The following is a 14,886-nucleotide window of genomic DNA, read 5'->3' on the forward strand; positions in this document are numbered from 1 at the left end:
GATGCAGAGATTAGAATTTGATTAAGATTTTTAATAATTAGTTTTTAAAGCAGGAATTACATTTAATTTGTAGAATAATATAATATACAGAAGTAAAATATAATAATAATAGCTGTATGAGAGGAGTGAGCTTCATGAAAATTATGACCTATGGTAAAAACATTGATGTTACCCCAGCTTTAAAGAGGCACGCAGAGGAGAAGGTACAGAAGCTAGAGAGGTATTTCAATGGAGAACCGATGGAAGTTCAGATCTCCATGGAAGTAGAAAAAGAGAGACACATCGTTGAAGTAACTGCCTTTGTTAAAGGTTTAATCCTTAGAGGTGAAGAGGCTTCTGGCGATATGTATGCTTCTATCGATGGTGTAATGGATAAACTTGAGCGCCAGGTTAGAAAATATAAAACTAAGATTCATGATAGATACATCGAGAAAAAGCAGGAATATAAAGAAGAGTATAAAGAAAAGCGAAAAGAACAGGTAATGAATCATAAATTGGGCAATGATGAGGAAAATATCGATACAGATGTTTTTGAACCTCAAATTGTAAGAACTAAGCGTTTCCCAATGAAGCCGATGAATGTTGAAGAGGCCTGTATGCAGATGGATCTTTTAGATCATGATTTCTTTGTTTTTCACAATGCTGATACTGAAGAAACCAATGTTGTTTATAAGCGAAAAGATGGCCACTATGGTTTAATTGAACCAACATTTGGTTAATAATTAAATAATATTGACTTAACAGGGATGCTCTTAATTGGGCATCTCTTTTTACATTTTGAACTAAAATAGTAAAATTAATTAAATTCTAATCATGAGGTGTCCTGCTTTGATTGAGTTTTAGGGATTAAGATGATATAATTACTTTGATTGAGAAACTGAAACTTGACTGTAGAAAAAGTTATAAAACTACTATAAATATAATTATTGAAAGATAAAATTGGGTTAAATTTAGGGAGGAAGATAAATGTTTAAGTTCCTCAAGAACTTATTTAAAGATGCAAATGAAAAAGAATTAGAAAAATTAGAGCCAATTGTCGAAGAAATTAATTCTCTGGAACCGAAAATGCAGGTTCTTAGTGACCAGGAATTAAAAGCTAAGACTCAAGAATTCAAAGAAAGACACAAGGTAGGTGAGACACTGGATCAGCTGCTGCCGGAGGCTTTTGCTGTAGTTCGCGAAGCTTCTCAAAGAGCGACTGAGGCAGGATTTCGCCATTATGATGTACAGCTTTTAGGAGGAATTGTGCTTCACCAGGGTAAAACAGCAGAGATGAAAACAGGTGAAGGTAAAACTCTAGCTGCTACTCTACCTGTATATTTAAATGCCCTAACAGGTAAAGGTGTGCATGTGGTAACAGTTAATGATTATCTGGCTGAAAGAGATAGTGAGTGGATGGGCCAGATTTATCGTTTTTTAGGAATGTCAGTCGGTGTAATTTTAAGCGGGATGTCTCCTGCTCAAAGACGTGAAGCTTATAATTGTGATATTACTTATGGTACAAATAATGAATTTGGTTTTGATTACCTGCGGGATAATATGGCCTATAAGGAAGAGGATCTAGTTCAGAGAGAGCATCACTATGCAATTTTAGATGAGGTTGACAGTATTTTAATTGATGAAGCTCGAACTCCACTAATTATTTCTGGACCAGTACAGGAAAAAAGTTCAGATTATCGCAAATTCAATCGGGTTATTCCCCGACTAAAAAAAGAAGAGGATTATGAGATTGATGAAAAAAATAAACTTGTAACTCTAACTGAAGCAGGTGTGAAAAAAGCAGAAAGCAAATTGAATGTTGATAACCTTTATTCAGAAGAAAACTTTAAACTTAATCACCAGCTAAATCAAGCTCTGAAGGCTCATACTTTAATGAAAAAAGATAGAGATTACATAGTTAAAGATGGAGCGGTCAAGATTGTCGATGAATTTACCGGGCGAGTTATGGAAGGCCGCCGTTATAGTGAGGGCTTACATCAGGCGATTGAGGCTAAAGAAGGTGTAGAAGTGCAAAAAGGCAGTCAAACCTTTGCTAAAATTACACTGCAGAACTTCTTTAGAATGTATAATAAGCTGGCGGGAATGACTGGTACTGCTGAAACAGAGGAAGAAGAATTTATCAAAATTTATGATATGCCGGTAGTTGTTGTACCAACAAATGAACCAATGATTCGAGATGATATGGCCGATTTAGTATTTACCAATAAAGAAGCTAAATATAAGGCTGTAATTAAAGAAATCAAGGCTAAATATGAAAAAGGCCAGCCGGTACTTGTCGGTACAGCTGATATTGAAAATTCTGAGATGCTGAGTCGAGAACTGAAAAAAGTTAAGGTTCCACACGAAGTTTTAAATGCTAAAAATCATGAGCGAGAGGCTGAAATTGTTAAAGATGCCGGGCAAAAGAAAAGTGTAACAATCGCTACCAATATGGCCGGCCGTGGGACAGATATTGTATTAGGTGATGGAGTAGTAGAACTCGGCGGCTTACATGTCTTAGGTACAGAACGCCACGAAAGTCGGAGAATTGACAATCAGCTGCGAGGTCGTGCTGGGCGTCAGGGAGATCCCGGTTCATCTCAGTTTTATGTATCCTTAGAAGATGATTTATTGAGGCTCTTTGGTTCAGATAAAATCAATAGTATTTTAGATAAGCTTGGAGTAGAAGAAGATCAGCCGGTTGAACATAAGCTGATTTCTAATTCTATTGAGCGGGCTCAGCAGAAGGTTGAAGGCCGCAACTTTGATATCAGAAAGGCAATTTTAGAATACGATGATATTTTAAATAAACAGCGTGAGGTTATTTATGAGCAGCGTAAGACTCTGCTGACAACTGATGAACTGGAAGAAAAAATTGCAGGCATGTTGGAACAGCTGCTTGATGATGTGATGGAAATGTTTATCTCAGAAGATCTGCATCCTGATGAATGGGATTTAGAGGGTATGTTTGAATATCTTCACGGTATAGGTCTTGCCAAAGATACAGAACTTGCTGATTTAGATACAAAAACCAAGCCTGAAATTAAGGATAAAATCACTTTGAGCTCTCTAGCTTCTTATGAGGCTAAAAGAGAAAAAGTGGATTCAGATCGATTTAATAAAATAATTAAATTTCTTTCCTTGAGAGTTATTGATCGAAAATGGATGAACCACCTTGATAATATGGATGAGCTGCGCCAGGGTATTGGTTTGAGAGCTTATGGACAAAAGGATCCGCTGACTGAATATAAGTTTGAATCCTTTGATATGTTCAATGAACTGACCTCTTCCATAAGAGAAGATATAGTTGAAACTGCCTTTAAAGTTGAAGTTGAAGAGCGGGAAAGAATACCAAAAGAACAGATTAATCAGCGTCAGCTCAATTATTCTTCACCGGAAGCAGCTCTAGAAGGTCAGTCTAGAGGCAGTGATAAATCAAATGCTGGTGATGGAAGTGTGGGCCAAAATACCGTGGTTAAAGAAGAAGAGCCTGGCCGTAATGATCCCTGCCCCTGTGGCAGTGGTAAAAAATATAAAAAATGTTGTGGGAGATGATTTGAGTGAATAAGAATTTTAAAGATAAATTTTCTGAATTAGAGCAGCGGTTTCAGGATTTGAGTGATTTACTTTGACCGGGAAAGACTGCTGGAGGAAAAAAAGGATATAGAGGCAGAAATGGCTGCTGGTGGTTTTTGGGATGATAAAGAAAATGCGCGTAAAAAATCGCAAAAATTAAATAGGATCAAGAAACGCTTACAGGTTATTAAAGATCTGGAAGAGAAGTTTGAAGAAGCCGAGGTTTATTTTGAGCTGGCTGCAGAAGAAGATGCAAGCTTAGATGCTGAATTAAAAATCACTTTAACAGAACTCGAAAAAGAGCTGGAAAAACTTGAATTGAAGCTGCGCCTGAATGAACCATATGATGACCATAATGCAATTTTGTCTATTCATCCTGGTGCTGGTGGAACTGAGTCTCAGGATTGGGCACAGATGCTGCTGAGAATGTACAGCCGCTGGTCAGAAGCAAATGGTTATGAACTGCAGACTCTGGATTTTAATCCTGGTGAAGAAGCAGGTATCAAAAGTGTAACAATGATGATCGAGGGAGATTATGCTTATGGCTATTTAAAAGGAGAAAAGGGTGTCCACCGTTTGGTTAGAATTTCGCCCTTTGATTCTTCAGGGAGACGCCATACCTCTTTTGCTTCGGTTGATGTTATGCCCGAGATAGATGACGATTTAGAAGTTGATATTGACGAAAATGACTTAAAAATAGATACCTATCGAGCCAGTGGAGCTGGAGGTCAGCATGTAAATAAAACTGACTCAGCAGTTAGAATTACCCACCTGCCGACAGGAGTAGTGGTCCAGTGTCAAAATGAGCGGTCACAGCATAAAAACAAGGCAACAGCAATGAAAATTTTAACTTCTAAACTCCTAGAATTAAAGGAAGAGGCTCAGGCTGAAAAGATTGATGAATTAAGCGGTGAACATAAAGAAATTGCCTGGGGAAGTCAGATTCGTTCTTATGTCTTCCACCCATATAATATGATTAAAGATCACCGAACTGATTTTGAAGAAGGTAATGTAGATAAAGTTATGGATGGGTATTTAGACGAATTTATAGAAGCATATTTGAAATATAAGAGCAAACAGTAAATATTTTATAGAAAAGGTGAATTTCTTGAAGAAAATATTGATTGGAGTTATTTTAATAACTTTTATTGCAGCAGCTTTTACTTTGACAGCAAGGATTGAAAATGTAGATCAAAATCCTGGTGTAGAAGTAGTTATGGACGGAGAAAGTTATGCAGAATTAAAATCACTGGCTCCGGAAATAAATTTGCAAAAACTAAAAGATAATGGAATTACAGCTCTGGCAGTATACCAGCAGAGCTTAGAAGAATTTTTAGATAGTGGTAGTCTGAAAAGATTAGAAGCGTTTGATATATTTCTGGCAGGAAATGAACTGCAGTCCAGATTGGAAAATGAAGGGATAGAAATTGATCAACTGGATAAATCAGCTATCTTTGCGGTTTTTAGTTCTTCATTACAAAAGCAGTTAGAAAATCTGAAGTCTGATCTGAAGGCTGAATACTCAGCTGAACTGATCAAAACTGAGGATTATGATCTTCTTTATTTTCCAAACTGGCATGAAAGCTTAGAGGACTTAAGTTTAGGTTATAATTCCAATCAGGTGGAAGAAGCACAGGAGCTGGGCTTGAAAATTGCTTATAGAAGTAATAATAAAGTTAATGCATTTTCGGCTTTGGAAAATAATCTTGAGCTGCTGCAGCCTGAAATTTTAATTTTTGATGGAGAAGAAGTAACTGGTTACCCGGATAAAATTGAAGAAACTGCTTCTTTAATGCAGGATTATGATTTGACTTTTGGTAAGGTAGAGGCGTTTATTGCTGCTCAGTCAGGAGCAGAAAAGTTAGCAGTTTTAAATAACTATGATCTGCTGCGGACTCACAGTATGCAGCAGGATGAAGTTGAACAGGCTGATGATCGGGAGATAATTAATAGATATCTATTATCAGTGAGAGAAAGAAATGTAAAATTGATTTATCATAAACCATATCTCAAAGGGAGTCAGCTGACATCAAGAAATTTGGATCTATTGGCTTCACTTTCAACCAGCTTAGAAGCAGAAGGCTATAAGCTAGGAAATTCAGAGGTAGTAGATTATTACAGCAACTCTAACTGGGATCTTTTAGCAATCTTATTAGGTGTTACTGCCGCAGGTATTTTATTATTAAATTATTTTACTGCCTTTAAATATTCAAAACTTATGAATATATTTTTTGTTCTGGCAGGAGGGGCAGGTTTATTTTTGCTGCGTTTTGGTAGAACAATTTTATTAAGACAGATAACCGCTCTGGGAGCGGCTGTTATTTTCCCTTCCCTAGCTGTAATTATCTTTTTATTAGAAAAAGATAAGGGAGCAGAAGAGTTGGAGGGGGGACTTGCTTTATCCTATCTTTTCTTTAATTTTACTGCTGCAGTTTTAACTGCCTTAATTGGAGGAGTTTTTGTTAGTGCAGCTCTAAACAGCAGTGACTTTATTTTCAAGATCAATGATTTTAGAGGTGTAAAAGTGGCATTTTTAATGCCCTTAATCATTATTTCACTCTATTATTTTGTACAGCCTGGCAGTAAGAATTTAAAAAAAGAAATTCCTAAAATATTAGAGAGTGTTATTAAAATTAAGCATTTAATTCTTGCTGGAATTTTAGCTTTGATAGCAGTTATTTATATCGGAAGAACAGGTAATTTCCCGCTGCTTCCAGTTCCTGCATGGGAATTAACTGTCCGTAGTTTGCTAGAGAAAATATTATATGTGAGGCCCAGATTTAAGGAGTTTTTAATTGGGCACCCGCTTTTTATTTTTTCTTTGTATATAGCTGCTAAAAAGAGAAAAGAACTTTATTTTTATCCACTTTTAATGCTGGCTTCAGTTGGAGTTATAACAACAGTTAATACCTTTTCTCATCTGCACACACCAGTTATGATTTCGCTTTTGAGAACCTTTCATTCCTACTGGCTTAGTTTTATAGTAGCTTTAATCTTGATTTTATTTTATAAAGCTTTTAACTATTTTTATCAAAAATATTATAATATATGGGGCTAAAAGATGAAAAAAATTGTAATCTCTGGTTATTACGGCTTTAATAATCTTGGTGATGAGGCTGTTCTAGCTGGAATAACTTCACTCTTAAAAAAGAAAAATAAAGATTTAAAAATAACCGTTTTATCAGCTTCACCAGCTGAGACAGCTGAGCTGTACAATGTAAAAGCGGTTAACCGCAGCTCAATAATTCAGATTATATCAGTACTAGCAGAAGCAGATCTTTTCATAAGTGGTGGTGGAAGTTTGCTGCAGGATGTAACCGGCAATTTTTCGGTTCCCTATTATCTTGGCTTTGCCTGGTTAGCTAAAATGCAGGGGACAAAAACCGTTTATTATGCTCAGGGAGCCGGACCTTTAAACAAAAAATGGAGCCAGAAGCTGACTGCGCTGACCTTAAATAGATTTAATTTGTTAGGGGTTAGAGATCTGGGTTCAAAAAAGCTTTTAAAAGATATTGGTGTCAAAAAAGACATTAACTTAACTGTTGATCCGGTATTTGCCCTCTATGATCCTCTGCGCAACAGCAGGCAGAAAATAAAGGGGAAGCTAGAAGTTGGGATCTCTGTCAGACCCTGGTCTGTAGATTATATCGACCAACTTGCTGCTGCTTTGAATAAATTTTCAGAAGCAAAAAATGTTAAGTTTATCTTATTTCCAATGCACCAGGGATCAGATGAAGAAGTATCTATTCAGCTCAAAAACAAGCTGAAGGCTGAAGCTGAAATTAATGATCTGCCAGCAGTCCCTGAACAAGCAGTAGAAAAGTTTTCGCAGCTGGATCTATTTGTTGGTGTGCGTTTACATAGTTTAATCTTTGCTCTTTTAAATCAGATTCCGCTGCTGGCTTTAAGTTATGATCCAAAAATTGAGGGGTTAATGTCAGAGCTGGATTATCTGCCATTAATCAAATTAGAGGACTTAGATGTAGAAGCTGTAGTAGAAAAATTAGAATACATATTTGCTGAAAGGTACAGCCTCCGCAAGAAGATTAAAGGCTTTTTGCTAAAAAAAAGGTCTGAAGCAGAAAAATTTTCTGAACTTGTTTTGGAGGAGGTTGACTCTTGCGAAAGCTGATAAAAATTCTTGATGTATATATTGATCAGGCCAACATGAATCAGTCAGTAGAAAGGGTAAGAAAGCTAATTGCTGATCATGAGAACTCCTCTTTAATTGTTACTCCAAATTCAGAGATGCTGGCAATGGCTGCTGAAAACCAGAAATTGGCTAGAATTTTAAACTCAGCTGATCTGGCAACTCCAGATGGGATAGGAGTTGTGTTAGCTTCTAAAATTTTAGGTCAACCTCTGGAAGAAAGGGTAGCTGGTTTTGATTTAATATCAAGATTGTTCAAAGAGTTTGCTGAGGAAGAAATTAATTTTTATTTTTTAGGCAGTAAACCTGGAATTGTTGATAAAGCAGTAAAAAATTTGAAAAAAGATTATCCAAATTTAAATATATCTGGTTATCATCATGGATATATAGATCGTGATGATCAGCAAAAAATTATTGCTGAAATTAATTCAAAAAGTATTGATTTGCTGCTGGTGGGAATGGGAGTTCCGCTTCAGGAAAGATTTTTAGATAAGAACTTAAAAAAATTAAAGGTAGGTGCTGCAGTTACTGTCGGTGGAAGTTTTGATGTGCTGGCAGGTGAAGTGAATAGAGCGCCACTCTGGATGCAGAAAGCAGCTCTGGAATGGTTTTACAGGCTGCTGCAGGAGCCATCACGTTTTGGGAGAATGCTGGCCTTACCTAAATTTATTTTTTTGGTACTTAAATCTAAGTATCTAAAATAAGTTTACAAGTTTATAAGGGGGTATAAAGATTGAATAAAAAAACAATAATTGAGTATCTTGGAATTACGGCCGGTTCATTTTTAATTGCTCTGGCTTTAACTGTGTTTTTAGTTCCTAACAGAATTGCAGCTGGTGGTGTTAGTGGTTTAGCTACTGTTATTTTTTATCTAACATCATTTCCAATTGGGGTTACAATGTTAATTATTAACATTCCTCTTTTTTTAGCCGGGTTAAAAATAATGGGGAAAAGTTTTGGAATTAGAACAATTTATGGAATTGGCTCATTATCAATTTTTACTGATCTTCTGCAGCCACATATGACATCTTTGACAAATGATTTGCTTTTAGCCTCAATATATGGGGGAGTAGTTGGTGGAATAGGACTTGGTTTAGTATTTCGTTTTCGGGGAACAACCGGGGGGACAGATCTAATTGCATCTTTAATAAATTATTATACAGGGATTTCTGTCGGGGAAGGACTTTTAATTGCAGATGGTGTTGTAGTTACTTTAGCTGGTATTTTCTTTAACTTAGAAGTGGCTCTTTATGCTGCAGTTACAATTTTTATTACCTCTCAAACAATTGATGTCATCCAGGAAGGTTTAAATTTTAAAAAGGGAGTACTTATTATATCTGATCGAGCAGAAGAGATTAATCAGATGGTGGTTGATGATTTAAATAGAAGCACAACGGAATTTGCAGCTAAGGGTGGTTATTCTGGAGAAAAAAAGCGGGTGCTGCTCTGTATTATTTCCCGTTCCGAAGTTTCAGAAGTAAAAAGAGCAGTGGCTGATATTGATAAAGATGCTTTTGTAATTATTAGCAATGTTCATGAAGTGCTCGGAGAAGGTTTTACCGAAATTGCTCATTAGTCATGTAACAGTTTAATATTATTTATTATTTTTGAAATATACTTTAAGGAAGCAGGTGGCAGATTTTATGAATAAAATCAGAAAAATATTAGAAAAGAAAAAGCTGTTTTTAAGTTTAACTCTATTAATTTTAATTTCTTTTACTTTTGCAGCAGCAGCTCAGAATGGAGCAGTTCAGGAACAGCTACCAGAAGAGCAGCCGGCAAATAATTATACTAAGGCAGATGCTTTTCAGGATGTAATGTTCTTGCTGCAGAATTATTATGTAGAAGATGTTGATTTTGAAACTTTAATTGAAGGCGCTATTGACGGTATGCTGAATAAGGTGGATCGTTATTCTTATTTTATGTCTCCTTCAGAATACAAAGAAATGCAGCAGGAATATGAAGGTCATTATGGCGGAATTGGTATTGTAATTACAATGCGTGATAATAGGCTGACAATAGTTTCTCCAATCAAAAATACCCCAGGAGAAAAGGCAGGTTTAAGAGCTGGTGATATTATTTCTGCTATTGATGGAGAAGAAACTGCAGAAATGTCTCAGATGAAAGCAGTAGACATGATGCGGGGAGAAGAGGGAACTGAGGTTACATTAACTATTGATCGAGGTGATGAAGAGCCTTTTGATGTAAAAATAACTCGTAAAGATATAGAGGTTCCTTATGTAGAAACAGAAATGAAAACAGAAGAAATTGGGTATATCTCTCTGGCTCAATTTATTGAAAATGTAGGTACTGATGTCGAAAAAGCAGTTGCTGATTTAAAAGATCAGGGAGCTAAAGGAATTATTCTTGACCTAAGAAATAATCCTGGAGGTCTGCTGAATGAGTCAGTTAATGTTGCTTCGGTATTTTTAGATAAAGGTGTAGTCGTATCAGTGAGACAAAAAGATGAGACAGAAAGAATATTAGAGGTTAACCAGGAAATAAATTCTGATACAGAAATTCCACTAATTGTTTTAATAAATAAAGGTTCTGCTAGTGCTTCTGAAATTGTCGCTGGAGCTGTACAGGATTATGATCGCGGTAAGTTAATGGGAACAACAACTTTTGGTAAAGGGGTTGTTCAATCAGTAGTACCGTTGGAAGATGGATCAGCTGTAAGTCTAACAACAGCTCGTTATTATACACCTGATGGCAATTATATTCATGAAAAGGGAATTGAGCCCGGAACAAAAGTTGAATTAGATCTAGAAGCTGCTCAGGAAGATGGCAGTGATAACCAGTTAGATCGGGCTATAGAAGAAATGAAAAACATGATATTTGTCAGAGAATTTCAGGATAAAAAAGCTGCTGGCGAGTAGAAAAACAATTAGTGAAAAAATAAATTTCTAAATAAAGAAACCAGCTCTGTCTGGTTTCTTTATTTGTGTAAAAATGATTGACTAAACAAGGAGGAATAAAATTGACAGAAAACAATAATAATAATTTAGACCAAGAAAAAATTTCATTTAAAAATCGTTTGTCGGTTAAAGCAATTTTAACTGTAGTTGTAATTTTAGTTTTAGCTTTTTCTGTTTTAACATATTTCATTAGTAATAAGGTGGATGATGAGACAACTAGTCTCGCTTTAGACAGAAACTTGAAAACTGTTGAATATATTGACAGTGAAGTTGAAAATCAGCTAAGAGGAACAAGAAAAGTGATTGAAACTCTTGCAACTAATAAAAACATAGTTGAAGGTGATTATGAAGAAAAGAAAATAATCTTTAGCAAAGTTGCTGAATATAATGACCAATTTAATTATTTGTATTTTAGCACACCTCAAGGGGATCATTATCCTTTTCCTGAAGTTTCGCTAAGTTCTGAATATGATCCAAGGGAGCGAAGCTGGTATCAAGATGCCAAAGCAAATTCTGAAGTCATCTGGACAGATATATATTTAGATGCTGCAACTGAAGAACTAGTAATTACTATTGCCACACCTGTTTTTATCAATGGTCAGTTTGAAGGAGTTCTAGGTGGAGATGTTAATCTGAATTTCTTAAGTAATTTAGTTAATGAGGTTCAAGTTGGTCAGCAGGGACAGGCATATATTGTTGATGAAAATGGCCAATATATAGCTCATCCAGAAATTGAAAAAGTTTTAGAAAAGGAAAATATTGATCAAAACTTTAGCTTAAGTTCATTAATAAATAATGATGAGCAATATTTTACTTATCAGCTCCAGGATGAAAAAAGGTTAGTATCATACAGAAAGTTAAATGAAATACCAGGATATGTAATGGCTGAAGTTCCTGAGAGTGAGATTAAAGAGTCTTCTAATATAATAATTAAAAACATTGTGACTGCTTCTATAATTATATTAGTACTTTTAAGTGGGATTATTTTTATTGCATTCCGCAAATATATTGTGAATCCAATTAAATCTATCTTGAAATTTGCAAATGATATAGCAAATGGAAATCTTAAATCTGAATTAGAGATTTCCAAGAATAAAGATGAATTTAGTCTTTTGATGAGAGATTTAAATAAAATGAGAAATAGTTTAATTGACATCATTTCAGATATTTCAAAACAGGCTGATCAAGTTGCTGCTTCCAGTCAAGAACTATCAGCTGCTGGAGAACAGGTTGGTAATAGTGCTGAGGATGTTGGACGTTCTATACAAAATGTAGCTTCTGGAGCGGAAGAACAGTCTGCTCAAATTGATGAAACTGAAAAAGTATTTGAGAGTTTAGAAGAATATTTGATAGAGATTTCTAATCGTGCAAGTTTGATGAGGCAGGATACTGAAAAAGTTATGAATAATATTCAATCTGGAACAAAACAGGTTAATATGTCAGTTGATGGAATCAATGAAGTCAAAAAAGATACTGAAGAAGCATCTGCTACAATTAATAAATTAGGTGATCTTTCTCAAGAAATTGGAGAAATTGTCGAATTAATTAGAGGAATAGCTGATCAAACTAATTTGTTAGCTTTAAATGCAGCAATTGAAGCAGCGCGTGCTGGTGAGTCCGGACGTGGATTTTCAGTAGTTGCTGATGAAATTAGACAGTTAGCTGAGGAGTCACAAAGTGCTACAGATAATATCTCTAATTTAATAGCTAAAGTTCAGGACAATGTAGAGAATGCAGTTAGTAAAATGAATCAAAATAGAAATAAAGTAGATAAAAGTGTAAATAATATTGAAAAGACCGGCAAGGTATTCAAAAACATCAAAAAAGATTCTGAAGCTGTAGTTGAAGGCATCAATGAAATTAATGGTAAGACTAATAAGGTGGAGGAAGGCAGCAGCACTGTTAAAAATTATTTAAAAGAAGTTAATAGTGTGAGTAATGAAGCTGCTGGTAATGCTGAAGAAGTTGCAGCATCTTCTGAAGAGCAGGTTGCTGCTACAGAAGAAATTATTTCTTCTGCTAAAAACATGGCACAAATTGCAGAAAGCCTTGCTAAATCAATTAATAAATTTGATTTTTAATTATTATTTCTGTAATTTAAAGCCAAAAATGACGGTGAGTGAGAAGAATTAAAAACATAATAAATGTTTGATAAGTTATAGGGCTTCCTTTTATTCTAACAATAAAGGGAAGTCCTATTTTAATTTAACAACAATATTTTGTTTATTTAAATTTATTGAAATGAAAACAATTTTCGAAAAATTATAAAAAACTATTGACACATTAATAATAAATTGTTATTATAATAATAAGTTATCATCATAATAAAAATAAATTATTAAAAAATAGCAAAAAGGAGGGATTGAATTGAGAAAAAAAGTTTCAACTAATAATGCTCCAGCAGCTATTGGTGCTTACTCACAGGCTATTTTAAGTCAAAATATCATTTTTACTTCAGGACAGCTGCCTATGGATCCTGAGACAGGTGAAATGCTGGAAAATGATATTGAAAAACAGACAAAACAATCTTTAGATAATTTAAAAGCTATATTAAATGAAGCAAATTCTGACTGTAATAATATTCTAAAAACCACAATTTTTCTTAAAGATTTAGATGATTTTGAGAAAGTTAACAAAATTTATTCTAAATATTTTGATGGAGCACCACCTGCAAGATCATGTATTGAAGTTTCAAAGTTACCAAAAGATTCTTTGATAGAAATTGAAGCTGTAGCACTAGAACGCAAATAAAAATTAGGAGGGTTAAATTATTATGAAATATCCAGCAGAACCATTTAAAATTAAGACAGTTGAGACAATTGAGATGACAAGCAGAGAAGAAAGAGATGAAATCTTAAAAGAGGCAGGTTATAATACATTTTTACTTCCATCAAAAAATGTTTATATTGATCTTCTAACTGATAGTGGTACAACAGCTATGAGTGATAAGCAGTGGGCTTCTCTAATGATTGGTGACGAAGCTTATGGTGGTAGTGAAAACTGGTTTAGATTAGAAGAAGCAGTTAAAGATATTTATGGTTTTGATTATGTAGTACCTACTCATCAGGGGAGAGGTGCTGAAAATATCTTGTCACAGATAATGATAGAAGAAGGAGATTACATACCTGGAAATATGTACTTTACAACTACAAAAGCTCACCAGGAATTAAATGGTGGTGAATTTGTTGATGTAATTGTTGATAAAGCACACCAGCCTGATGTAAAAGCAGATTTCAAAGGAAATGTAGATTTAGAAAAATATGAAAACTTAATTGAAGAGGTAGGAGCTGAAAATATTCCATATATCTGTGTTGCTGTTACAGTTAATATGGCAGGTGGACAACCTGTAAGTATGGAAAACATCAAAAAAGTTAAAGAACTTTCAGCAAAACATGATATTAAGGTAATGTCAGATGCTACTAGATGTGTAGAAAATGCTTACTATATTAAAGAACGTGAAGATGGCTATCAGGATAAAAGTGTTAAAGAAATCTTGAAAGAAATGATGAGCTACTTTGATGGTGCTACTATGAGTGGTAAAAAAGACTGTATGGTTAACATTGGTGGTTTCTTAGCAATGAATGATGCAGATATGTATCAAGAAGCAACATCACTAGTAGTTGTATATGAAGGTATGCCAACATATGGTGGTATGGCAGGCAGAGACATGGAAGCTATGGCTACCGGTATTCGTGAGTCTGTAGATCCACATTATATTGAACACAGAATTAAGCAGGTTCGCTATTTGGGAGATAAGCTTGAAGAAGCCGGAATTCCTATTATAAAACCAGTAGGTGGTCACGCTGTATTCATTGATGCAAGAGAATTTCTACCACACTTAAGTCAGGATGAGTTACCTGCTCAGGCATTAGCAGCAGCAATTTATCTGGAATCAGGTGTTAGATCAATGGAAAGAGGAGTTGTTTCTGCAGGTCGTGATGAAGATGGAACACATCACTATCCTAAATTAGAAACTGTTAGATTAACTATTCCAAGAAGAGTATATACTTATGCTCATATGGATGTTGTTGCAAATGCTGTAATAGATCTTTATAATAAGAGAGATAAAATTAGTGGTTTAGAATTTGTTTATGAACCACCAACATTAAGATTCTTTACTTCTAGATTTGAACCACTAAATGACCAACTAATTGCTGAATAATTGTATATTAAATTAAAGCTATATTAAATATAGAGCAGCCGAATTAAAATCGGCTGCTTTTAAAAAGAATTAAAAATCTGAAAAATAAGAAAAGTTAAATT

11 protein-coding genes are annotated in these 14,886 nt (G+C 34.8%); all 11 read left to right on the plus strand.

All coding sequences use genetic code 11. The features are described 5' to 3' along the window. Nucleotides 1–134: 134 nt before the first annotated feature. The 11 genes from hpf to ACZ446_RS01130 all read left to right on the plus strand — a co-directional run bounded on the left by hpf (nt 135) and on the right by ACZ446_RS01130 (nt 14,785). The gene (gene hpf / locus ACZ446_RS01080) at nt 135–719 is read left to right on the plus strand and encodes a ribosome hibernation-promoting factor, HPF/YfiA family (RefSeq protein ID WP_464393324.1); all 585 of its coding nucleotides are present in this window, start codon (nt 135–137) and stop codon (nt 717–719) included. Nucleotides 720–966: 247 nt separating this feature from the next. Beyond that, the gene (gene secA, locus ACZ446_RS01085; protein WP_464393325.1) at nt 967–3,534 is read left to right on the plus strand and encodes a preprotein translocase subunit SecA; all 2,568 of its coding nucleotides are present in this window, start codon (nt 967–969) and stop codon (nt 3,532–3,534) included. Between the two features lie 5 nt (nt 3,535–3,539). Then, nucleotides 3,540–4,638, plus strand: a protein-coding gene (prfB, locus tag ACZ446_RS01090) for a peptide chain release factor 2 (RefSeq protein WP_464393326.1) whose coding sequence is annotated in 2 segments (ribosomal slippage) — nt 3,540–3,608 and nt 3,610–4,638 — 1,098 coding nt in all. Because the reading frame shifts where the segments join, the coding sequence is not laid out codon by codon here. 16 nt (nt 4,639–4,654) lie between these two features. Further along, nucleotides 4,655–6,613 (plus strand): DUF5693 family protein, encoded by a 1,959-nt coding sequence (locus ACZ446_RS01095; protein WP_464393327.1) that lies wholly within the window; start codon nt 4,655–4,657, stop codon nt 6,611–6,613. 3 nt (nt 6,614–6,616) lie between these two features. After that, on the plus strand, nt 6,617–7,687 hold the full coding sequence (gene csaB, locus ACZ446_RS01100; protein WP_464393328.1) for a polysaccharide pyruvyl transferase CsaB: 1,071 nt from the start codon (nt 6,617–6,619) through the stop codon (nt 7,685–7,687). Beyond that, entirely contained in the window at nt 7,675–8,409 is a 735-nt protein-coding gene (locus ACZ446_RS01105; protein WP_464393329.1) for a WecB/TagA/CpsF family glycosyltransferase, read from the plus strand. Before csaB ends, ACZ446_RS01105 begins: the two co-directional genes overlap by 13 nt. Nucleotides 8,410–8,438: 29 nt before the next feature. Continuing rightward, nucleotides 8,439–9,281, plus strand: a complete 843-nt coding sequence (locus ACZ446_RS01110; protein WP_464393330.1) for a YitT family protein — start codon at nt 8,439–8,441, stop codon at nt 9,279–9,281. 67 nt (nt 9,282–9,348) lie between these two features. Next, nucleotides 9,349–10,584 (plus strand): S41 family peptidase, encoded by a 1,236-nt coding sequence (locus ACZ446_RS01115; protein ID WP_464393331.1) that lies wholly within the window; start codon nt 9,349–9,351, stop codon nt 10,582–10,584. A gap of 101 nt (nt 10,585–10,685) precedes the next feature. Then, a complete protein-coding gene (locus tag ACZ446_RS01120; protein WP_464393332.1) occupies nt 10,686–12,704 on the plus strand; it encodes a methyl-accepting chemotaxis protein in 2,019 nt (672 codons plus the stop codon). Nucleotides 12,705–12,990: 286 nt separating this feature from the next. Continuing rightward, nucleotides 12,991–13,374, plus strand: coding sequence for a RidA family protein (locus tag ACZ446_RS01125; protein ID WP_464393333.1), 384 nt, complete (start codon nt 12,991–12,993; stop codon nt 13,372–13,374). A gap of 22 nt (nt 13,375–13,396) precedes the next feature. Continuing rightward, nucleotides 13,397–14,785, plus strand: a complete 1,389-nt coding sequence (locus ACZ446_RS01130; RefSeq protein ID WP_464393334.1) for a tyrosine phenol-lyase — start codon at nt 13,397–13,399, stop codon at nt 14,783–14,785. Nucleotides 14,786–14,886 lie beyond the last annotated feature (101 nt).

It is taken from the genome of Halanaerobium sehlinense (genome assembly GCF_055379485.1).